The sequence below is a fragment of the Rhodococcus sp. ARC_M6 genome (genome assembly GCF_022810305.1).
Classification (GTDB): Bacteria; Actinomycetota; Actinomycetes; order Mycobacteriales; family Mycobacteriaceae; genus Rhodococcus_F.
Genome location: NZ_JALGQH010000036.1, coordinates 12,118 through 33,144, shown reverse-complemented (window position 1 = coordinate 33,144; position 21,027 = coordinate 12,118). Strand labels below are relative to the sequence as shown.

Below are 21,027 nucleotides of genomic sequence, written 5' to 3'. Positions count from 1 at the left end.
GAGGACAACATGTACGCCCCAAACAACAACCCAGAACTGCAAGAACGCCGTGAAGATTGCGGACGTGACCATGAACGTCGTGGACGCCGTGAACATGGACCTCGCGGAGGTCGCGGATTCGAAGGCCGTCCCGAAGGCCGGCGCGGCCGCCCCGATCATCGAGGCTCTGGTCATCGTGGATTCGGCCGCCCGGACTTCACTGAATCCGGCGCAACATTGCGTCCGGAAATGGGACTTCTCCGAGGTGCCGTTATCGCGGTAGCCGCCGGTGGAACGCCCGAGCAGGTGGCCAAGGCCGAGGCGGTTCTTGCCGAAGCGCGCCGTGCACTGTTCGAACTGCTGGCCGAGAAGCCTGCAGAAACTGAGCCGGCCGAAACCCCGACTGAAACATCCACTGATACAACAGCTAAGTGATCACGGTGCTTTCACTCTCGCACGCCGCCGTGCACCGAGGCATGTTTCTGCCCCGGTGCACCCGTTGACTATTCGGTTGTTCAGGCTGCTGTCGGCGGACTGTTCCCCGATATCGGAACCTGATACGGATCCACCGACATCGGCGGATAGAACCGGGTTTTCCGATCATCCCCGATCTCGACACTCCACTCGGTGTGGTGCAGTAACCGATGGTGGTGACCGCACAAAAGTATGAGGTTGTCGAAATCTGTTGGGCCACTGTCCATCCAATGAACAATATGGTGGGCGTCGCACCATCCGGCCGGAGTGCCGCAGCCAGGAAAAGCGCATCCGCCATCTCTGACGGCCAAAGCTCGCCGCTGCGGGACTGTCGCTGTTCGCTCGTCGAGTCCATGATCGAGCGGAACACCGTTCTGGTCGAGCAGGATTCGGGTGACCGTGCAATCGCACGCCAGCATGCGGGCACTGTCGAGGCTGACGGGGCCGGCCCAGTTGGTGATCGCATACCCGAGTTCTTCGGTGGACGGCAAAAGGTCCTTGAGAGCTTGCAGATCCGTGAGGTCTTTCGCAGTAGCCGTAATCGTCAGGTGCGGTTTGACGCCACCTTCGACGGGGCCGAGGCCAGCCATCTCGAAGCGGCGCAACATCTCACAGAAACCGTCGGCACGTCGAAGGGCCGGGGTGCGAGCATCTTTCACGCCGTCAATTTCGGGAGTCGGCTTCGACAGTCCGGACAGTAGCGCGATCAACCGGGCACCGCTGACGGCGTCGAGGTCACCTTTCACGCTGACGCGGCCGTACAAACCTTTGGAGGCGTAGAACTCGTTACGCTGAAGAATCTTCCCCGACGGGGACTCCGTCGTCGCGATTGCCATACTTCTTTTCGATACGCTGGATGGCCGCTCGGACTTCCGTCGCAGTCGGAAACCTTCTTCGAAGCGAGGTCCAGCAGGATGTCGCGGGCCTTCTCGATGTCCGCGGTATGCATGTTCTTGGGTGGGTGCTGGCAGAACTGGGCCACCTGCCGTGCCTTCTGCATATCGATATCACCGTCGTGAAAGGATTGTGCGACTACGGGTTCGAACATGAACAACCGTGCGAGGCTGACCAGTTGGCTGCATTCGCCGATCTCGAGGTTGGTGGATCGGTGCAGCCACTGGGCGATAGCGCGGAAGCCTGTGTCGGGAAGAGCGTCACGAGTGAACATTTCGACAACGAGGTGCACCAGGCGCGATTGCAGGCCGTGGCGGGCGCGGACCAGGTCGAGGGCCTCTACTTTGAGACCCTCGCTGTCCAGTTGCCACGCTTCCCGATTCTCCATGAGCTAATTCTCATCGAACAGGATTTCGATTCCTAGAGACATTTCGGACAGGTTTTCGAGAAAGTTCTCTCGAGAGTTGTTGATATGCAATTGCATTCGATCGAACAACTGGGTCGAGCCGATCCTCGTATTAGCCTTAGATCGAGCCGAGTTCCCGTGCCCGGGCGACGGCCGAGGTTCGAGATTTCACACCTAATTTGCCGAAGATGTGGACCAGGTGCGATTTTACGGTGGTCTCGCTGAGGAATAGTTCCTTGCCGATTTCGCGGTTCGACTTGCCGGCGGCAACCAGCTTCAGAACCTCGATCTCCCTTGGGCTGAGGCTGGTTTCGGGCTTTCGGACGCGGGTCATCAACTTGGATGCGATCGAGGGGGATAGGACGCTGTCTCCCGCCGCTGCGGAGCGGACGGCCGCGAGCAGTTCGGAAGGCGGAGTGTCCTTGAGGAGGTAGCCACTTGCTCCGGCCTCGACGGCGCTGAGGATATCGGCGTCGGTGTCGTAATTGGTCACCACCAGAACGTGGGGCGGGTTCGGCAGGGCGCAGACGGCGCGGGTGGCGTCGACTCCGGATTTGCCGGCGCCGAAGCGTAAATCCATGAGTACCAAGTCGACTGGAGTGGTGGCACAGAACGCGATTGCTTCTTCGGCTGTCCCGGCTTCGCCGATTACCTCGATGTCCGTTTCACTCTCGAGCAAGGCGCGCAAGCCGGCGCGAACGATGGCGTGATCGTCAGCCAAGAGCAACCGGATCATTCTTCACCGTCTTGGAGGGGAAAAGTTACGGTGACGGCCGAGTGGCCGGGTTCGGATTCGATGTCGAAGGTGCCGCCCTGTAGTTGGACGCGTCGTCGAATGGCATTGAGCCCGAAGGATTCGACCGGTCCCCGGTCGAGTGCCGCTACGTCGAAACCGATTCCGTTGTCGACGATATCGAGGCTCACGGTGTCTTCGGAGTAGGTGAGGGTCACGGCCATCCTGGTGGCTTCGGAGTGCCGAAGCACATTGGCTACTGCGCCCTGCGCGATGCGGACCAGGGTGGCTTCGAGGGGCATCGGCAACGCTATCGCGTCACCTTCGATAACGGCGTGAGCCTCCAAGTCGGCACTCGCCGCACGTTCGCAGATGCGGCCGAGTGCGTCAGCCAATGACTGGCCGTCGAGGGCTGCCGGTGTCAATTCCGCTATCAGCTGCCTGGTTTCGGCGAGACTGTCGGCGGCGGCTTCACGGGCGAGACTGATCTGTCGAATGGCGGGACTTTCCGGATCGGCCCGTTCGGCAGCGTGCAGCAGCATCTGAATACTTGAAAGTCCTTGTGCCACCGTGTCATGAATTTCGGCCGCCAACCGCTCGCGCTCGGCGAACTTGCCGGCTTCCCGTGACGTCGCTGCCAATTCTTCTCGTGTGTTCATCAATTCGTCGATGAGGCGACCACGCTCGGCTGCTTCGCGATACAGCGCTTGATAGCCGAGTCCGATCGCGACGGCGACCGCGGCGCCGATGATCGGTCCGATCGCGCCCGCAACCGACCATTCCCGATGCAGGGCTGTACCGATCACGGAGATCGCGGTAGTGACGACTACTGCGATCAGGCTCCAGGGTCGTCGGAGAAGGTGCACGTACAGGAAGAAGAGACCGAATACGAGATAGGCAGCCTCGGCGGACAACGCCATCAGGACTATCCACACCAAGGTCAGTGCGGCCAGCCACCAGCGTGCAGCATTGCCGCGCAGGCGCTTGAACACCCCGAACAGGTAGACGGCGGCAAAGATCACCGACAGAGAAACGATGTAGGGCGTCAGTGTGGACTCGTCGACGATTGCCCGGAGGAACACGACACCGGTCAGCGCGACTACAAGCACATGCAGGCCGAGCTGAAGGCCGGCAAAGACGGGTGTGAGCGGTGATCGATGCATCCCGCCCAGCATAACCAGATTCGGGCGGTCGCCATCCATCGAAAGTTGTAACGAAGAGTCGTACTTTCGGTGGCCGCGATGTCCGTCCGAGGTGTGATGGAAAGAGTGTGAATCAGCGGGAGTGTAGAGGCAAGCACAGGAAAGGAATTCACAGTGTTTGTCGCAATGAGGGACTTACGAGCAGCGCGAGGTCGTTTCGCGTTGATCTCGGTAGTGGTTCTGATGGTTGCACTTCTGGTCAGTTTTCTCAGCGGTTTGACCGCTGGGCTCCGTCATCAGAACGTTTCTGCCATCGAATCAATGAAGGCCGATACCGTCGTTTTCGCCGATACCGGTTCGGGAGCGTCGTTCGACGAATCGGCGATCACCGCAGATCAGCTCAAGGCCTGGACGGCGGGCGCAAAGACTGTCGACCCGGTGGGAATTGCCCGCGGAAAAGCAGGATTGGTGGGTTCCAACCAGCAGTCGGTGTCGCTGTTCGGTGCGGACAGCGGTTTCGGTGACTTGACGCCGGGTGCGCCGGGAACGGTTGTCCTCAGTGAAGGCGCGGCTCGCGATTTGGGCGCCGCTGCCGGTGACCGCATAAGTGTGGGTGCCGACCAGTTCACCGTCACTGCGGTTCGCGGCGACGACTGGTACAGCCACACTCCTGTTGTCTGGATGACACTCGGTGATTGGCAGGATGCAAATCCGCGCGGCGGGGTAGCGACAATCCTCGCGGTTTCCGGAGCGTCGGACGCTTCGGCAATCAATTCTGCAGCGGGCACTACGTCGACGACGGTGAGCGGTTCGCTCCAGGCCATCGGATCCTACGCAGCTGAGAACGGCTCGTTGACGCTGATGACCTTCATGCTCTTCGCGATCTCGGCTCTGGTGATCGGCGCGTTCTTCACGGTGTGGACCATCCAGCGCATGCCTGACGTCGCGACGCTGAAAGCGCTTGGCGCGACAACAGGTTCGCTTGTGCGCGATGCCTTGGGTCAGGCGTTCATCGTTCTGCTGATCGGCGTGTCGATCGGTATCGGATTGACGGCAATCGCAGGAACTCTCATGGGTGGCGCGATGCCGTTCGTGCTGAGTCTCTCGACCACGTTGGTCCCGGCATTGGCGCTCATCGGACTCGGATTGGTCGGCGCAGCGTTCGCCCTCCGTTTCCTCGTGACCACAGATCCACTCACAGCCCTAGGGAGCACACGATGACAATCGGCAGCACTGTTCTCGATCTCCAGAACGTCAACCTCACCTTCCCCGACGGCCAGTCGCGGATCACGGCGCTCGACAATGTGTCGTTGAGCTTGCGCCGCGGCGAGATTGCGGCGATTACCGGACCGTCGGGCTCGGGCAAGTCCACCCTGCTCGCGGTGGCGTCGACGCTCATCCGTCCGGATTCGGGTCACGTCTACTTCCGTACGCCGGAAGGCAGCACCGACATCGCTGCGCTCAGCCGTAAGGCTGCGTCTGAGTTACGACGCAATTCGATCGGGATCGTGTTCCAGCAGTCCAATCTTGTGTCGTCGTTGACGGCTCTGGAACAGCTCGAGGTGATGGCACATTTGGGTCAGTCGGTGTTCACGTCACGGGCGCAGCGCAAGGCTGTGAAAGAGAAAGCGATGGATTTGCTCGACGCCGTCGGATTGGCGGATCAGAGCGGAAAGCGGCCTGCGCAACTGTCGGGCGGGCAGCGTCAGCGAGTGAATCTTGCGCGCGCGTTGATGAACGATCCGCAACTCCTCGTGGTCGACGAGCCGACGAGTGCTCTCGATCAGGAGCGTGGTGCCGCAGTGATGGATCTGATCATCGGGGTGGTGCGAGAACGTGAGGCGGCAACCCTTCTCGTCACTCACGATCGCGGTCATCTGCATCGGATGGATGTTGTCTATCGGGTGGTCGACGGAGCGTTGACTACAGATCAGTCGGTGTTCGCAGCCTGATCTCGCCGACTGCGTCGTCATGCCCCGACACGTCTGGGGAACCGGTAGACAACCGATCATTTGCTGGGACGCTAGACTGTTGTCGACTTGGGCAACATGAGAGGACGTGTTATGGAACGCCGCCGCAATGTTGCGCCGCCGACGCAATCACCGATAGCTGATCTGGAGCAGATGCCGGCTCTGATCCTGCTCGACAGATTGCCCGTGCCGGTGATGGCCGTGCACCGTGACGGAAGCATTGTCTTTGCCAATCCGTCGTTCGCGGACATGATGGGTTACCCCAAAAAGGCCGTCTCAGCACTGCGTTTGCAGGACATCCTGTATGACAAGGATGCCGACGACGTCAGTGCTGAGCAGGCCCACCGCGAGTTGAGTTCGGAGCCGGGGTCCATCAAGGAATTTGTGCACGCCGACAGCACTTTGGTGCGTGCGACGGTCAGTCAGTCGTTGCTTCGCCGCGACGACGACACGATCACGCTGGCGGTTCTGCACGATCTGACCGAGCGTCTGTGGAACAACCCGCGTCACACCTTGGACAATCCGATCGGCTGATCAGCCGCTTCGCGGCCTGGATTTCGGTTGCCGGTCCAGGCCGAGGGTTGCCGAGAGAGTGTCGACTACCCACTCCTCGTAGCGTTGACCGCTCCAGCCCGCATCGATCACCAGATCGGTAAAGGTTTCGGCGCTCGACAAGCTGAGTGCAGTACTCACCGCAGTCTCGAGGTTGACGGTCGGCGCTTTCTCGACAAGTCCGATCATGAGGTGCTGCTGAACAGTTCGACGCTGCTCGCGATTGATATGCCAGAGAAGTGCTGCGTCTTCGTCGGCGGATGCGGCAGCCCGCAAAGCCAGCAGGATATCTGCAGTTCTTTCGAGGATGAGCCGTCCGTGATGTACCTGAATTCGGAGTTGCCCGAGCGGGTGCGGAGCACCGAGCGCGGCTGCCACCCAAGGCCGATCGAGAGTGTTCACCCTTGCCTCGTCGCCGCTCACCGAATCATCGAGTACTGCTGCCAAGACACTTGGTTTGTTGCCGAAGACGAAGTACACACTTTGCACCGAAACTTCGGCTGCCTCGGCGAGTAGTTTGATGGTCGCTGCCGCATAACCAGGATTCATGAAGACGCGTCGTGCTGCCTCGATGATCTTGGTCCGCGCTGAAGTATCCCCGGTAATTCTTGTTGCCCCCGTCATGAATCGGAGCTTAGCTTTAGAGCGAAGCTCTAGCGACTGGGACAAAACGAGGTCGACAGACCAAACGGCCCGAAAGAGTAGATTTCGGGCCGTTTGTGGTCTGCTTGATCAATTCTCGGGGCTTGGGCTACCCGAGAATGCGAGCCTTCTGCGCATCGAACTCGGCGTCGGTGAGGACGCCCGCAGCCTTCAATTCGCCGAGTTTGGTGAGTTGCTCGATCTTGGCGTCCATGGAAATTTCCGCCGCGACGGGTAGCGGCGGCAGATCGGGAATCGGCTGAACCACCGGGACCTGCTGGGCCTGAGTCTCCGCTGCGCGCTGGTCTGCCTCGGCCCAACGGGTTCGCTGACGGCGCTGAACATTTCCGTGAATGGAACTTGCGACGGCTACGCGGCTGGCTCGCCTGATGAAGCTCATGCTTCGTTCTCCGTCTCGTTCAATGCTGTTGCCAACTCGTCGAGTGAGATGTGGCCCTCGGTGATCACTCGGCCACCGGCTCGCGCCCACGCGTCGAGTACCGGCAGTAGGGTCATCTCTTCGTAGACGAGCACTGCTGCAACACTTCCGGCGGCGATGTCTTCGCCGACGGCGGCGATGTCAGCCGCGTCCAGGAGTCCCGAAGCGGCACCGTCGAACTGGGACAGATCAAAATCTTCCGGGTCGAAGGACGACGCCGGAACCACGCTCAGTGAACTATCCGCAGCCTTGGCGACGAACTCGAGATCGAGGATGCGGATGGTTCCGTTGTCGACGGCTGCGAGCAACTGCTCGAAACCGTCGGCAGTGACTGTGCCGTCGGGAAACTCGACGGCGATGTACTCGACTGGACCGAACTGGTCTTGATTGGCCATCAGCTACTTCTTGCCCTTCGTGGGGGTCGGTGTTTTTCACGAGTGTGGTGACTTCGTTCGGCATCCGGCCTGCTGGAATGATCGTCAGTAACGATAGTCCGTGGGCGTCGGCAACGGCGTTCGCAACACCAAGGAGTTTCGACCTGTGGACGGCACCACTCATTCCCCTGAGCTCGACCTGGAGTCACATCTACCGCGTTTGACGGCGCGCGGAGTGATCCTGAGTTTGCTTGTCAGCAATCATCCAGCCCGTCCCACTCCCGCGCAGGTGGTTCGCGCTGCCGGCGCATTCGACATCAAGGAGTCGGCGGCGCGCGCTGCGCTCAGCCGAATGGTTACGGGCGGTGATCTGATTCGCGTCGACGACGGATTCACGTTGAGTGCGCCGCTTCTGGAACGCCGCCAGCGGGTGCTGCACGAGGTCGAGCAGGTGACCCGTCCGTGGGACGGGGACTGGGAAATCGTGGTGGTGACGGGGGTCGGTCGTGATCCGGGCGATCGAGCGATTCTGCGTTCTCGGCTTTCGCGATTGCGCCTGGCGGAATTGCGTGAAGGTGTGTGGATGCGGCCCGCGAACCTGATTCGACCGTTGGACTTGGCCGATCAGCCGGTGCAACGATTTCGCGCTGTTCCGACGGAGGACGGCGCCGCGTTGGTTGCGCAGTTGTGGGACCTCGAGGGATGGGACGCGGAGTCGCGTCGTCTGTTGGCTCTGATGGACGTAGCCGATACGACGGTGGATCGGTTCACGGTCGCGACGGCAATCGTGCGGCACCTGCTGACCGATCCGGTGTTGCCTTCCGAGATGTTGCCGCCGGCGTGGTCTGCGGCGCGAGTGCACTTGGCGTGGGCAAATTATCAGGAGGAGTTTGTTGCAATTCCCGAGGTCGGAGGCAGTGGCGAGGATTAATATTGCATATTGACATCGACTGTTTTGAATCTGTAATGTCCATTGAAACAGTCGAAGGAGACAGTCATGCAGACACATGAGGTTTTCAATCAGGCCAACCCCCTTCTCGGCCACAACGTCGCGGACGATCGGACGCTGCTGGACGGACTGCTTCGTGAGGGCGCCGGGTGGGCGACGGACGAGGTCAACGACCTCGGGATCCTGGCGGGGACCGAGAAGGTACAGGACTGGGGGCGCCTCGCCAACGAGAACCCGCCGATCCTCAAGCCCTACGACCGCTTCGGTCACCGGATCGACGACATCGAATTCCATCCGGCCTGGCACGACCTCATGTCGACGGCAGTCGCCAACGGATTGCACGGATCCCCGTGGAGTGACGACCGCGCGGGAAGTCACGTTGCACGCGCGGCAAAGTTCTACGTCTGGAGCAATGTCGAGGCCGGCCACACCTGCCCGATCTCCGCGACGTACGCCGCAATTCCGGCGCTGCGCGACACTCCGGAGTTGGCGGACACCTACGAAGCATTGCTGTCCAACCGGCTTTACGAGCCTGGCCTGAAAGCGCCGCTGAGCAAGGCCGGACTGTTGGCGACGATGTCGATGACGGAGAAGCAGGGCGGTTCCGACATCCGCGCCAACACCACCCGTGCGACGCGCCAGTTCGACGGCAGCTACCTGATCGTCGGCCACAAATGGTTCACCTCGGCAACCATGGCCGATCTGTATCTTGCTCTGGCGCAGACGGATTCCGGCGTCACCTGCTTCCTGGTTCCCCGAGTACTTCCCGACGGCACCCACAACAACATTCGTCTGATGCGGCTCAAGGACAAGCTGGGCAATCGCTCGAATCCTTCGGGTGAGATCGAGTACGAGAACGCGATTGGTTGGCGGATCGGCGAAGAGGGCCGCGGGGTTCCGACCATCATCAAGATGGTCAACATGACGCGCTTGGATTGCCTGATCGGTGCGGCATCCGGAATGCGCCGCGGAGTCACGCAGGCAGCGCACCACGCGACGTACCGTAAGGCATTCGGAAGCTATCTCATTGACCAGCCCTTGATGCGAAACGTACTGTCCGACTTGGCAATAGAGTCGGAAGCTGCATCGCTGCTCATGATGCGACTGGCCGGAGCTCACGACCGCTCCACCCGCGGAGACAAAGCCGAAGCCGAATTCCTGCGACTGGCACTGGCTGTCGGCAAGTACTGGATCTGCAAGCGCTGGCCGGCACATGCTGCGGAATCGCTGGAATGCTTCGGTGGCAACGGATTTATCGAGGAATCGCAGATGCCGCGTCTGTTCCGCGAGTCGCCGCTCAACGGAATCTGGGAAGGCAGTGGCAACGTTGCCGCCCTCGACGTCCTGCGTGCGATGAACAAGAGCCCACAAACAGTCGAAGCCTTCTTTGCCGAGGTCGAGTTGGCGGGTGACGAGCCGAGCATCGCGCGGACGGTGCGTGAAATCCGCGTTGAGCTTGCCGATGTGGCGAGCGCAGAAGTGCTGGCGCGCAGAGTGATCGAAAAGATGGCACTGGTATTGCAGGCATCCCTGCTTGTCCGCCAGGGGCATCAGGCTGTAGCCGACGCATTCATCGCCACCCGGTTGAACGGTGATCGCGGAAGCGTCTACGGAACTCTTCCGCGCAGTGTAGATTTCGCAGCAATTCTCGATCGCGTTACCCCGAAGGTCTGACAGATCTCCAGGCACACTTTGAGAAAAAGGAGTCGATCAATGCAGGGAATCGGTGACTGGGCAGTCCGTCGAGCTCAGTTGAGTGGCAACAAGACAGCGTTTGTCTCTGCGGGAAAATCCTGGACGTATCGCGAATTCAACGAGCGCACAGACAGACTGGCCAATCATCTCCGTGACGGAATCGGGATCCGGGCCGGCGACCGGATCGCGGCCGTAGTCGCGACCTCGGTGGAATGCCTGGAGATTCTTTTTGCCAGCGCGAAGATCGGGGCTATCTTCACACCGATCAATGTCCGCCTCACGGCTCCCGAGATCGGTTATGTCCTCTCCGATCTCGGGGCACAGACACTGTTCGTGCATCCGATGTTCCCGCAGGTTTCGGACGCGTTGACGCAGCCGGGAGTACGTATTCGAGATGTGATCACGGTCGGTGACGAGTACGAAACCCTGCTGGCCGCCGCAAGTCCGGAGCCGGTACATCCGCAGGCGAAGCGGCACGACGTCGCCGTGATCATGTACACCTCGGGCACGACCGGGCACCCCAAGGGCGCAATGCTCACTCACGAAAATCTGCGTGCCAACGCTGCGGCAGTGACGGCGTCGTTTGGATTGCGCGAACGCGATGTCACCATCACGGCATTGCCGATGTTCCATATCGGCGGGCTGGGATTGCATACGTTGCCGTTCATCTACGTCGGCGGAACCAACGTGATCCTGCCTGCGTTCGATCCCGTCAAGGTTCTCGATTTGGTGCAGTCGGAACGTGCGACGCAACTGCTGCTGGTGCCCACCATGTGGCAAGCGATCATGTCGATTCCGAATCTCGCGGAATACGATCTGTCCTCGCTGGACTCGGCACTGTCGTCCGGTGCGCCGGCGCCGATGGCGGTGCTGGAGTACTTTGCCGAGCTGGGCATTCCGTTCCAGGAGGGCTTCGGAATGACGGAATGCGCGCCGTCGGTGGCGTTGCTTCCGGCCGAGTCGATTCGCGAGAAGGCCGGATCCATCGGTCGGGCACTGTTCGGCATCGAAACTCGGTTGGTCGACGAACAGGACCACGACGTGCCGGTGGGAACCGTCGGAGAGTTGCTCGTTCGCGGTGACAATGTGTTCGTCGGATACTGGATGCGTCCAGTGGAGACCGAAGAGGTCATGCGCGGCGGTTGGTACCACTCCGGCGACATGGGCCGTGTGGACGAGGACGGGTTCATTACGCTGGTCGATCGCAAGAAGGACATGCTGATCAGTGGAGGCGAGAACGTCTACTCCCGCGAGGTGGAGTTGGTGATCGCCTCGATGCCTCAGGTGCGTGACGTGGCTGTAGTTGCTGCGCCGCACGAGAAGTGGGGTGAGACGCCGGTGGCTTTCGTGGTTCTCGTGGACAATGCGGAACTCAGTGAATCCGACGTCATCGAATTCTGTCGAGAACGCCTGGCGACTTTCAAGATTCCCACCAGAGTCGAGTTCCTGGAGGCGCTTCCGACGACGGCGACGGGCAAGGTACGCAAGAACGCGCTCCGAGATCTTACGGTCTCGGCTCGCTGATACCCGCTCTGCGCTCAGGATCCGTGACGGAGACGGGTTCCTGAGCGCTACGGGCGCGGTAGACGATCATCTCGCGCTGTAGCGCCCGGCGGAACCGCGGTTGTTCGGCCAGCAACACGGCCATCACGGTCAGCAGTAGCCAGGTCGCGGCGGCGCTCGCAATAAGCATGCCCACCGGAATCCACGGTCCGCCCATCTGCTCGAGCAGAGTTGTCTTAGCCCAAACACGCCAGTAGAGCATGAGATTGACGATCAGGCCGACGCCGTACGAGATGGCGAAGGACATGAGAAACGGCTTCCAGGTGCCGTCGTAGCGGCGTTCGAGCATCGGTTCGGCACGTAGCGGAAAGACTACCGACATCACGTTGGCCACACCGAGCCAGAGCAGGATCATCGTCAGGACCTGTCCGCAGGCTTTCACCAATTCGGTGCTGGTTCCGGCCCGCCACGACAGGACTGCGCTGAGCAGGAATCCGGCTGCACCCACGAAGATCAGCATGACGATGTTCTTGGCTACCAGTACATGCCACAAGCGAGTGCCACCCGAGAGCGCAGCCCGTACGCGGGCAGCGTCGAAACTCAGGGCGTTGGTGCACACGACGCTTCCGATGACGCCCGACAACGCGTACAGCGCAAGGTAGGGGAGGCGGTCTTCCTTGCTGTCCCACTGGAAGATACGGATGAACGCGAGGTAGCCGAAACCGAGTCCGAGACTCAGTCCCAGCCGGAATGCGATGGATCGAGGTTTGCCGACAAAGACATGCCGGAATTCCTCGCCGATTCGCCGGCCGAGATCCTGGAAGTGCCGCACAGCCGGATTCCCCGCTGCGAGAGGGACATAGCCGCGAATTGCCGCGGCAACGTCGTCGGTATCACCGGCGTCGAGTGCGGCCACTCGCGCTTCGAGGACTGCCAGATGCGCTGCCCGCAAGGCGATCCGTGCCGTCGTGACCGCAGCGGTTGCGTCGGCTTCTGCTTGGGCTGCGGCGCCGATGGTAGGTTCGGCCGGCAACGGTGGTTGGAGACGGGTGATCAACTCGAGTTGACGGGCCATGTGCGGCGACGGAGAGAGGCCGCTGTACGTCGGCTGGCTCAGTGCCGAGCGTTCGTCGTCCAACGCAGCCCGAACCGACATCGCCGCTTTCTGCACGGCGGTTCGGCTCTGCCACCGGACCGAGCGCGCCTCACTTTCAGCCGCGACGGCGCGGGATGCAACCTCGGCCAGGTCCTCGACCGCAGTCATCTGCTGGTTCCCCTCGGTAGGTGTAACACTGGCGGATATGACGACAACTCAGGACAAGGCGGATCTGCAGCGTTACCTTCAGACGGCTCGTGATGCCTTGCTCTGGAAACTCGACGGTCTTTCGGAGTACGACATCAGACGGCCGATGACGCCTACCGGCACTAATCTCTTGGGACTTGTGAAACACATGATCGGTGTGGAGTACGGGTACTTCGGTCCGGTTTTCGGCCGGGCAGTACATGATCTTCCGTCGTGGTTGCGTTCGGACGAGCCCAATGCGGATATGTGGGCAACCTCCGAGGAATCCCGTGAGGACATCGTCGACGCATACCGTCGTGCTTGGGTTTTCGCCGATTTAACGATTTCCGAATTGGATCTTGATTCGCCGGGCTTGGTCAAACCGTGGCCCGAGGAACGCCGCGATGTGACGTTGCATCAGATCCTCGTGCACGTCGTCGCTGAGATTCATCGTCATGCTGGCCACGCGGACGTCGTTCGCGAAATGATTGACGGCAGTGCAGGTCTGCGACCCGATTACAGTAATCTCGGTTCGAGCGATCAGGCGTGGTGGGCCGACTACTGTGATCACCTCGAAAAGGTTGCCCGTTCGGCCGACCACGCCTGATCCGAAATCTATTCGAGTATCGCGGCCGCACCGATCACGACGACGACGATGACGAAGTTGATCGCCACCAACGGCCAGACGAAGCGTAGGAACTTGTCGTAGCCAACCTTGGCCATCGCGAGACCACCGACAACGACGACGTTGGTGGGCGCAACCATCAGCATCAGGCCATGGCCCATCTGGAAGGCAGTGATCACCAAAGACCGGCTGACTCCGGCGAAGTCGCCCAGCGGCGCCAGGAGCGGCATAGCGAGGGTGGCGTGACCCGAGCTGGACGGAATGAGGAATGCCAGCGGGATGTTGACAATCATCACGAGAATCGCGAACACGCCGGCAGACGCGCCGTTCACCAAACTCTCCATCGCATTGAGGATGGTGTCGAGGGTTTCGGTGTTGGTCATGATGACCGAGACACCGCGAGCGAGCAGGATGACGATGGCCGGACCGACCATGTCGCCGGCGCCGCGGGTGATCAGCGAGACGATTTTCTTCTCACCCATCTTGGCGACGATGCCCACGAGGACTGCGGCGAGAATGAAGAGCATCGCCAGTTGCGGGAACCACCAGTTCAATTCGAACCAGTACGGCTCGGTCGTGGTGAGGTGGTAGGCGTCGTACTCGGCGGGGCCGGTGGTGGCTCCGAAGATGCTCGACCACGGAATGACCGAGAAGATCATCAGGCCGAAGGTGAGTCCGGTGATGGCGAGGACCAGCTTTTGCGTACCGGTGAGCTTGCCGTCGACGTCGACAGGCGGCGCTGCTTCTTCCTCGTCGTCCTCGTCGACGTCGAATCCGACGATGGATGCACTCGGATCCTTCTTGACCTTGGCTGCGTACCGAAGCACGAATACCACTGCAACAGCGGTCAATATGATCCACAGGATCACGCGCAGAACGATACCGTCGCCGATGGAGACGCCGGCTTCACCGGACGCGACACCGATCGAGAACGGGTTGACGGTCGATGCCATGTTGCCGATGAGAGCGCCGAGGATGATCATGGTGGCGGCGACCATGCGGTCGTAGCCGAGTGCCGTCATCAGCGGGATCAGAAGGGCGTAGAAACCGAAGGTCTCGACGGAGAAACCCATCGTCGATCCGAGCAGCGAGAACAACACCATGATGACGGTGATGAGCAGCCAGCCCTTGTCGCTGAGCTTCGTAGCAAGCTGCGAGACAGCGGTTTCCAGGCTTCGGGTCGCGAAGCTGACCGAGATGAAGGCGCCGAGCGCCATGATGAACAGTACAACGCCGACGGAACCGAAGAGCCGTCCGATGTTGTCGGTGTCGACAAATCCGGTGAGAGAATCCTGAACGCCGTACAGGCCGTTCACCGGTGAGAGAATCAGCTGCTGAATGCGTTCCCAGAACGTCAGCGGCGAGGATACCGTCTCGAAGCTACCGGGAACGGGCGAGCCATCCACGTCGACGCCGAAGCGGCCGGCCGGAATAAACAGTGCGGCAACCCAAACCAGAACCGTGACGATGGCAAGCATCGTGACGGCGCCGGGAAATTCGAACTTCTTTTTCACCGGCGACTGCGCGGCGCCTTCTTCGGTCTTGGTGCTCATTTCTTCCCTTCGAATGTGCGGGCGTACTCCTGGAAGAACAGTGCTTTGGCGACGACGGCCTTCTCGAGTTCGTCGAGAAGGACCCGCTCGTTGGGACCGTGGATGTTCGCGTAACCGTCTGTGGCACCGAACAGCAGCTTTTCGGCGGCGGGAACAGCGGTGTCCAGCGCCATGACGATGGGGATTGACCCGCCGCCGGCCATCTGACCCGCTTCTTCGCCCCACGACTCGGACAGGGCGAACATCGCGGCGTCGAATGCCGGACCGCCCTGGGCGGCAGCAAATCCGTCGCCGGTCTCGCCTGCCTTGACGTCCAACTCGAGGCCGAACGGGCGAAGCGCCTGCAAGTGCTCGACCAGTGCAGCCTGAGCCTCTACAGCCGGCTGTCGGGGGTGCACACGAAGGTTGATCACGGCGCGAGCCGTACTGGCAACGGCATTGACCGCCCCGTCGACTGGAGGTGCGTCGATACCGGTGACGGTGATCGCCGGCCCGGACCAGATTCGTTCTCCGATTCCGCCGGTGCCCAGCAAGGGAAGTCCGTCGCGAACCTCGGCGAGGGTGCGGAATTCTTCGTCGGTGTAACTGATTCCGGTCCAGGGCTCACGCAGCAGACCTTCGACGGCCACGTCACCGTTGTCGTCGTGCAACGTCGCGAGCGCACGGATCAGAGCGAGTCGCGCATCCGGAGCAGCGCCGCCGTAGAGGCCGTTGTGCTTGTCGGCGCCCAGAGTTGTCAGTTCCACGATCACCTGAGCGGAGCCACGTAGCGCGACCGTCAAAGTGGGGGAGCCGGGTCGAACACTGCCGACGTCTGCGATCACCATGGCGTCGGACTGGAAAAGCTCCGGCGCTTCGGGCGGGTAATTGTCGAAGGGACTACCGAATTCTTCCTGACCTTCGATGACGAATTTGACCGTCACGGGCGGTTTTCCGTCGAATACGCGGAGCGCGCCGATCATGCCGACCACGTTAGCCTTGGAGTCGGCCGTTCCGCGGCCGTAGAGTGCGCCGTCGCGTTCTGTCGGCTCGAAGGGAGGTGAGTCCCAGAGTTCGAGATCTTCGGCGGGAACGACGTCGTAGTGCGAGTACAGCAGAACAGTCGGAGCGTCTGCCGGGCCGGGAACGGTGGCAATGATGACGGGTGCAGTCTTGCCGGGAATCTCCAGACGGTCGATCTGGGTGACACCGGCCTTCTCCAAGAGCGAGACGATCAGATCGTGAGCTTCGAAGAGCGGCGCTGCGGGGTAGCCGTCTGTTGCGACCGACGGTATCCGTACCAGGTCCATCAATTCGGACTTGAGTGCCGGCATCAAATCTGCGGCAGCATTCTTGATCTGAAGAGGCGTCATCGGCCCTGATTTTTCAGGCATAAGGTGATCTCCTTCTGCAAGCACTATTGACAGGGATGCCGAGCTCCCGACGAGACGAGCAGAGCACCTGTTCGGACCGGTCAGTCCGTCGTCGGAAAGATTACGGTTGTCTCGTTGATTCGGCGCGTCCGGTATGCGAATGGTGTGTCCTGATCACGAACTCGCCTGGGCGAATTATGCGAATAGTCCGAATTGATGAATTCGAGTGTTGTTTTCCGTGATGTATTCGGTGACGTGCAGCTCGATATTCGGATTACTTAAAGGCCTAATAGTAACTATTCGGCTAATTTATCGTTCAGCCAGTGGTATCGAGTTCGAATAAATCGGACGGATTGGCAATGAGCGTTCACGTTTCCGAATCGACATAGCCGTATCTGGATATTTTCTGTGAACCCGCTGCTTAGTTGATGTATTTTCCTACCTGGTGCAGCGTCTGAAAATTGCCTTCAGCCTCCGGGTGCGGGTGGCGTATGTAACTCTTTGCCGGGAAATGCCTGGTTGGCATGAATATTTCCACAGTCTGTAATCATCGCAATCGTTCGGCAATCTGCTAGTTATCGACTGGCGCGGCACTGCCGACGGCTGCTTTCATCGCGTCGGCGTGTGAGGGAACGGATACCGCCGACAACGTTCCCGGGTCGAATGAGCTAATGATCTCCGGTCAGCGTTTGGAGAACTACAACGACGGAAATGTCATGCCCTCTACAACAACGGTTACGTTGACGGCGTGGGTCCCCGGCCGGAATGGATGTACTGCACGGATGCCGACCTGGACACCTGCGATGAGTTGCCGGCAATGACCGTCTGGACGACGATCAGGAACTAGTCATCAGTTACCTCCTCCAGAATCCGCATCCGTTCACTGCCCTCACGCCGAACGGGTGCAAAACGACAAACTCGCGGGCGACGCAACGGTGACCTCCGATACGACGCCGAAGACGACTGCGGTTCCGACCGATCATTCCGGCGCTCCCCGGAGCGCCGGTCAGTCCGGGTGTGCTGAACGTGCCGGCCCGAATCTGGCGCTCACTCTCGGTGGGCTGGGTCTGATCGGCTTGGCGGACTGCGGCGCTATCGCAGTCCGACGCAACCGTGCATAAGCAGTACGACGACCTGAACCAGATCGCATGAGTTGACGTCCGGTGTCGAAGACCCCCCACTTCGGCACCGGACGTTGCTATTGCTTGACTTTGACGGCGATGTCAAAACACACTGTGGCGGTGACTGGATGCGACGTTTTCGAATGAGACTGCTGATCGCCAACCGAGGCGAGATTGCCCTGCGCATCATTCGCACTGCTCGTGAATTCGGCATCGAAACGGTGTCCGTGTATGCCGAAGACGATGCGGGTAGTCCGCATGTCGATGCTGCTACCGAGTCCTATCCCTTGCGGGGCAGCGGCGCAGCCGCCTACCTGGATCAGGATTCGTTGTTGGAGATTGCGACGAATTCCGTTGTTACGCATATCCATCCGGGGTACGGCTTTCTCAGTGAGAATGCAGACTTCGCGCAGGCATGTACTGATGCGGGTGTCGTCTTTGTCGGCCCGGACGCCGGTGTGCTCCGCACTTTCGGTGACAAAGCGAGTGCACGAGCGACCGCGGTCGGGTCCGGAATTCCGGTATTGCCCGCGACGGCAGGTGGCGTAAGTCTTGATGAGGTTCGAGAATTCTTTGCGCGCAACCCTCGCGGAATCATGATCAAAGCACTTGCCGGCGGCGGTGGCCGCGGCATGAGGGCCGTTACCGATGCCCGATCTCTCGGCGAGGCCTACCGGGTGTGTGCTGCCGAAGCGCTTGCCGGATTCGGCACCGAGGTGCTGTTCGCAGAAGTGCTCAGTGAACGTGCACGTCATATCGAGGTGCAGGTCGTAGCGGCGCCCGGGGCCGGGGGAGCACGCGCCCTGGCCTTGGGCGATCGAGATTGCAGTGTTCAGCGACGCCACCAAAAACTAATTGAAATTGCTCCGGCGCAGGGACTTTCGGATCCGCTGCGCGAGCGTCTGCATTCGGCGGCGGCGCGTTTGTGTGCCGCGGTCGTGTATCGCGGAATTGCCACCGTCGAGTTTCTGCTCGAGGAGCGCGGGTTCGTTTTCCTCGAGGTCAACCCGCGAATTCAGGTAGAACACACGGTTACCGAGGAGGTTACCGGCGTTGATCTGGTAGCGGTGCAGTTGATGATTGCGGACGGCATGCATTTCGACGATCTGGATCTGCCCAGTGGAATTACTTGGGCAGAAGGAGATTTCGAGCATCGTGGAAAGTTGGCACACGCGTCGGGAATTGCGATTCAGGCGCGGGTCAACCTGGAAGCCATGACGCGCGACGGCAATGCTCTTCCGGCGTCCGGGACACTCGACGTGTTCGCTCCGCCCAGCGGGCCGGGCGTGCGGGTGGATACCTACGGCGTGCCCGGACTGACGCCGAGCGTCCGATACGATTCCCTGCTGGCGAAGGTGATCGCGCATACCCGACGGCCTGATTTCCTTGCAGCGGTGCGTAAATCGATCGCAGCTCTCGATGATTTTGCCATCGACGGAGTTTCGACGAATCTATCGTTCCTGCGGGCAATACTGTCCGACAAGGATTTCCGTGAATCTGTGATCGACGTCGATTGGCTCGGCTCTCGCCTGGCGGATTTGGTTCCTGAGTCCGTTTCGCCCGGCTGTGTGCCGAGTGTGGATGTCGGATCCGGCGAAGTTGTCGTGCGGGCGCAGATGGCCGGCATCGTTGTCGAACTCGCCGCAGTCGGTGACGGTGTGCACGCCGGTGGTCAGGTGGCGATTCTCGAGGCAATGAAGATGCAACATGTGTTGCCGGCCGAGGGTGATCTCGAAGTGGTTCGGGTGCTCTCGTCAGCTGGACGGTCGGTGAGCGCCGGTGAACCACTGCTCGTCGTCCGCAGTGCGACCGCCGGCGCGCATCTGGCCGATATCGACACGGTTGACCTCGACGCGGTGCGCCCGGATCTGGCCGAAATCATTGCCCGCCATGAGGTCACGCTGGATGCGGCGCGTCCCGCTGCAGTGGCGAAGCGGCACAAGTTGGGGCGCAGAACTGCTCGCGAAAACGTCTACGATTTGGTCGACGACAACAGTCTGGTCGAGTACGGTGCATTAGCGCTGGCGGCCCAACGTAGTCGACGCAGCGAAGAAGACCTGATTGCCAACACTCCGGCTGACGGGTTGATCGGCGGCGTCGCCACCATCGGCGGCGGCGCGAGCGTCGTCATCTCCTACGACTACTCGGTTCTCGCCGGCACACAAGGTATGCGCAATCATGCGAAGACTGATCGACTGCTCGAGATCGCGGGCCGCAAGCGAGTTCCGGTGGTGCTCTTCGCCGAAGGCGGCGGTGGACGCCCGGGTGATACGGATGCCGGAGCGGGTTCGGGACTCGAGCTGGGTACTTTTCGGGCGATGGCGGCGTTGAGTGGTCGAGTTCCGTTGGTGGCTGTCGTGTCCGGGCGTTGTTTTGCCGGCAACGCGGCGCTGGCCGGCGCGTGTGACGTCCTGATCGCTACCCCCGATGCCAACATCGGGATGGGTGGCCCGGCAATGGTCGAGGGCGGCGGACTCGGGAGCTTCCGCCCCGAGGACATCGGACCCGTCGACGTGCAACGACGCAATGGCGTCGTACATCTGGTGGCGGACGACGACGCTCAGGCGGTGGCTCTGGCGAAGAAGTATTTGGGATATTTCCAGGGCACGTCGGCGGATTGGACGGCGCCGGATCCGAGGCTGTCGCGGCAGGTGGTGCCGGAGAACCGATTACGTTCCTACGATGTGCGCGGAGCGATCGACTCAATTGCAGATGTCGGCAGCGTTCTGGAACTGCGACGTGATTACGGACGGGGTGTTGTCACGGCGCTGATCCGCGTCGAAGGTGTCGCGTACGGGGTGCTGGCCAACAGTAGTGAGCATCTCGGTGGCGCTATCGACGCGGAGGCGTCGGACAAGGCGGTGGACTTCCTGGAATTGGTGGAAGCCCATCGCATTCCGCTGGTGACGCTGTGCGATACACCGGGATTCATGGTGGGGCCGGATTCCGAGGAAGATGCGACGGTTCGGAGGTTCGGCAAGTTCTTCGTGGCGGGCGCGAGACTTACCGTGCCGTTCGGAACCGTCATCCTGCGTAAGGGATACGGGTTGGGCGCCATGGCGATGGCCGGTGGTTCGTTCCACGCTCCGGAGTTCACGGTGGCCTGGCCGACCGGTGAGATCGGCCCCATGGGCTTGGAAGGCGCTGTGCGGTTGGGTTTCCGGAAGGAACTGGAGTCGATCGAAGATCCGGTGGCGAGAGAGACCCTGTTCGGTCAGTTCGTGGAATTGGCCTATGCGCAGGGCAAGGCTCTGATGGCGGCAACAACATTCGAGTTGGACGACGTCATCGACCCGGCCGATACCCGAAAGTGGATCAGGCAGCTTCGCCGCCCGTGAGCCT

General features: G+C 60.9%; 18 protein-coding genes and 1 pseudogene. 10 read left to right on the top strand and 9 right to left on the bottom strand.

All coding sequences use genetic code 11. The features are described 5' to 3' along the window. Positions 1 to 9 precede the first annotated feature (9 nt). The gene (locus MTX36_RS25860) at positions 10 to 414 is read left to right on the top strand and encodes a hypothetical protein (RefSeq protein ID WP_243622513.1); all 405 of its coding nucleotides are present in this window, start codon (positions 10 to 12) and stop codon (positions 412 to 414) included. An 80-nt stretch (positions 415 to 494) separates the two neighbouring features. Here MTX36_RS25860 and MTX36_RS30325 read toward each other — a convergent pair. The 3 genes and pseudogenes from MTX36_RS30325 to MTX36_RS25840 all read right to left on the bottom strand — a co-directional run bounded on the left by MTX36_RS30325 (position 495) and on the right by MTX36_RS25840 (position 3,688). Further along, positions 495 to 1,735, bottom strand: a pseudogene (locus tag MTX36_RS30325) (DUF222 domain-containing protein). A 136-nt stretch (positions 1,736 to 1,871) separates the two neighbouring features. Then, on the bottom strand, positions 1,872 to 2,489 hold the full coding sequence (locus tag MTX36_RS25845) for a response regulator transcription factor (RefSeq protein WP_243622509.1): 618 nt from the start codon (positions 2,487 to 2,489) through the stop codon (positions 1,872 to 1,874). After that, complete coding sequence (locus tag MTX36_RS25840) at positions 2,486 to 3,688, bottom strand: sensor histidine kinase (protein ID WP_243622508.1); 1,203 nt, start codon at positions 3,686 to 3,688, stop codon at positions 2,486 to 2,488. The genes MTX36_RS25845 and MTX36_RS25840 overlap by 4 nt, the downstream gene beginning before the upstream one ends. A gap of 114 nt (positions 3,689 to 3,802) precedes the next feature. Between MTX36_RS25840 and MTX36_RS25835 the strand changes: the two genes are divergently transcribed. The 3 genes from MTX36_RS25835 to MTX36_RS25825 all read left to right on the top strand — a co-directional run bounded on the left by MTX36_RS25835 (position 3,803) and on the right by MTX36_RS25825 (position 6,132). Beyond that, positions 3,803 to 4,849: an ABC transporter permease gene (locus tag MTX36_RS25835; protein ID WP_243622507.1), complete on the top strand. Its 1,047-nt coding sequence runs from the start codon at positions 3,803 to 3,805 to the stop codon at positions 4,847 to 4,849. Beyond that, positions 4,846 to 5,580: an ABC transporter ATP-binding protein gene (locus MTX36_RS25830; RefSeq protein WP_243622505.1), complete on the top strand. Its 735-nt coding sequence runs from the start codon at positions 4,846 to 4,848 to the stop codon at positions 5,578 to 5,580. The genes MTX36_RS25835 and MTX36_RS25830 overlap by 4 nt, the downstream gene beginning before the upstream one ends. Before the next feature lie 96 nt (positions 5,581 to 5,676). After that, a complete protein-coding gene (locus tag MTX36_RS25825) occupies positions 5,677 to 6,132 on the top strand; it encodes a PAS domain S-box protein (protein ID WP_243622504.1) in 456 nt (151 codons plus the stop codon). On the opposite strand, the gene MTX36_RS25820 is transcribed toward MTX36_RS25825, so the two are convergent. From MTX36_RS25820 to MTX36_RS25810, 3 genes are all read right to left on the bottom strand, one after another. Beyond that, positions 6,133 to 6,774, bottom strand: coding sequence for a TetR/AcrR family transcriptional regulator (locus MTX36_RS25820; protein WP_243622502.1), 642 nt, complete (start codon positions 6,772 to 6,774; stop codon positions 6,133 to 6,135). Positions 6,775 to 6,901: 127 nt separating this feature from the next. Then, positions 6,902 to 7,192 carry an SHOCT domain-containing protein gene (locus tag MTX36_RS25815; protein WP_243622501.1) on the bottom strand — a complete coding sequence of 97 codons (291 nt, stop codon included), beginning with the start codon at positions 7,190 to 7,192 and terminating at the stop codon, positions 6,902 to 6,904. Continuing rightward, complete coding sequence (locus tag MTX36_RS25810; RefSeq protein ID WP_243622500.1) at positions 7,189 to 7,626, bottom strand: DUF6325 family protein; 438 nt, start codon at positions 7,624 to 7,626, stop codon at positions 7,189 to 7,191. The genes MTX36_RS25815 and MTX36_RS25810 overlap by 4 nt, the downstream gene beginning before the upstream one ends. 145 nt (positions 7,627 to 7,771) lie before the next feature. On the opposite strand from MTX36_RS25810, the gene MTX36_RS25805 reads away from it, so the two are divergent. The 3 genes from MTX36_RS25805 (at position 7,772) to MTX36_RS25795 (ending at position 11,773) form a co-directional block, all read left to right on the top strand. Then, a complete protein-coding gene (locus tag MTX36_RS25805; protein WP_243622498.1) occupies positions 7,772 to 8,536 on the top strand; it encodes a PaaX family transcriptional regulator C-terminal domain-containing protein in 765 nt (254 codons plus the stop codon). A 66-nt stretch (positions 8,537 to 8,602) separates the two neighbouring features. Then, positions 8,603 to 10,228 carry an acyl-CoA dehydrogenase family protein gene (locus MTX36_RS25800; protein WP_243622497.1) on the top strand — a complete coding sequence of 542 codons (1,626 nt, stop codon included), beginning with the start codon at positions 8,603 to 8,605 and terminating at the stop codon, positions 10,226 to 10,228. 39 nt (positions 10,229 to 10,267) lie between these two features. Next, positions 10,268 to 11,773, top strand: a complete 1,506-nt coding sequence (locus tag MTX36_RS25795) for a long-chain fatty acid--CoA ligase (RefSeq protein WP_243622495.1) — start codon at positions 10,268 to 10,270, stop codon at positions 11,771 to 11,773. Here the strand turns inward: MTX36_RS25795 and MTX36_RS25790 are convergent. Continuing rightward, positions 11,754 to 13,016 carry a hypothetical protein gene (locus MTX36_RS25790; protein WP_243622494.1) on the bottom strand — a complete coding sequence of 421 codons (1,263 nt, stop codon included), beginning with the start codon at positions 13,014 to 13,016 and terminating at the stop codon, positions 11,754 to 11,756. The genes MTX36_RS25795 and MTX36_RS25790 overlap by 20 nt on opposite strands. 37 nt (positions 13,017 to 13,053) lie before the next feature. On the opposite strand from MTX36_RS25790, the gene MTX36_RS25785 reads away from it, so the two are divergent. Then, positions 13,054 to 13,641 (top strand): DinB family protein, encoded by a 588-nt coding sequence (locus tag MTX36_RS25785; protein ID WP_243622491.1) that lies wholly within the window; start codon positions 13,054 to 13,056, stop codon positions 13,639 to 13,641. Between the two features lie 8 nt (positions 13,642 to 13,649). Here the strand turns inward: MTX36_RS25785 and MTX36_RS25780 are convergent, their stop codons facing one another. Further along, positions 13,650 to 15,212 carry a YfcC family protein gene (locus MTX36_RS25780; RefSeq protein WP_243622490.1) on the bottom strand — a complete coding sequence of 521 codons (1,563 nt, stop codon included), beginning with the start codon at positions 15,210 to 15,212 and terminating at the stop codon, positions 13,650 to 13,652. Continuing rightward, the gene (locus MTX36_RS25775; protein WP_243622488.1) at positions 15,209 to 16,585 is read right to left on the bottom strand and encodes a M20/M25/M40 family metallo-hydrolase; all 1,377 of its coding nucleotides are present in this window, start codon (positions 16,583 to 16,585) and stop codon (positions 15,209 to 15,211) included. The genes MTX36_RS25780 and MTX36_RS25775 overlap by 4 nt, the downstream gene beginning before the upstream one ends. Before the next feature lie 881 nt (positions 16,586 to 17,466). Here MTX36_RS25775 and MTX36_RS25770 point away from each other — a divergent pair. After that, positions 17,467 to 17,685, top strand: a complete 219-nt coding sequence (locus MTX36_RS25770; RefSeq protein ID WP_243622487.1) for a hypothetical protein — start codon at positions 17,467 to 17,469, stop codon at positions 17,683 to 17,685. 143 nt (positions 17,686 to 17,828) lie between these two features. After that, complete coding sequence (locus MTX36_RS25765) at positions 17,829 to 21,023, top strand: carboxyl transferase domain-containing protein (protein ID WP_243622485.1); 3,195 nt, start codon at positions 17,829 to 17,831, stop codon at positions 21,021 to 21,023. The last annotated feature ends 4 nt before the right edge of the window (positions 21,024 to 21,027 follow it).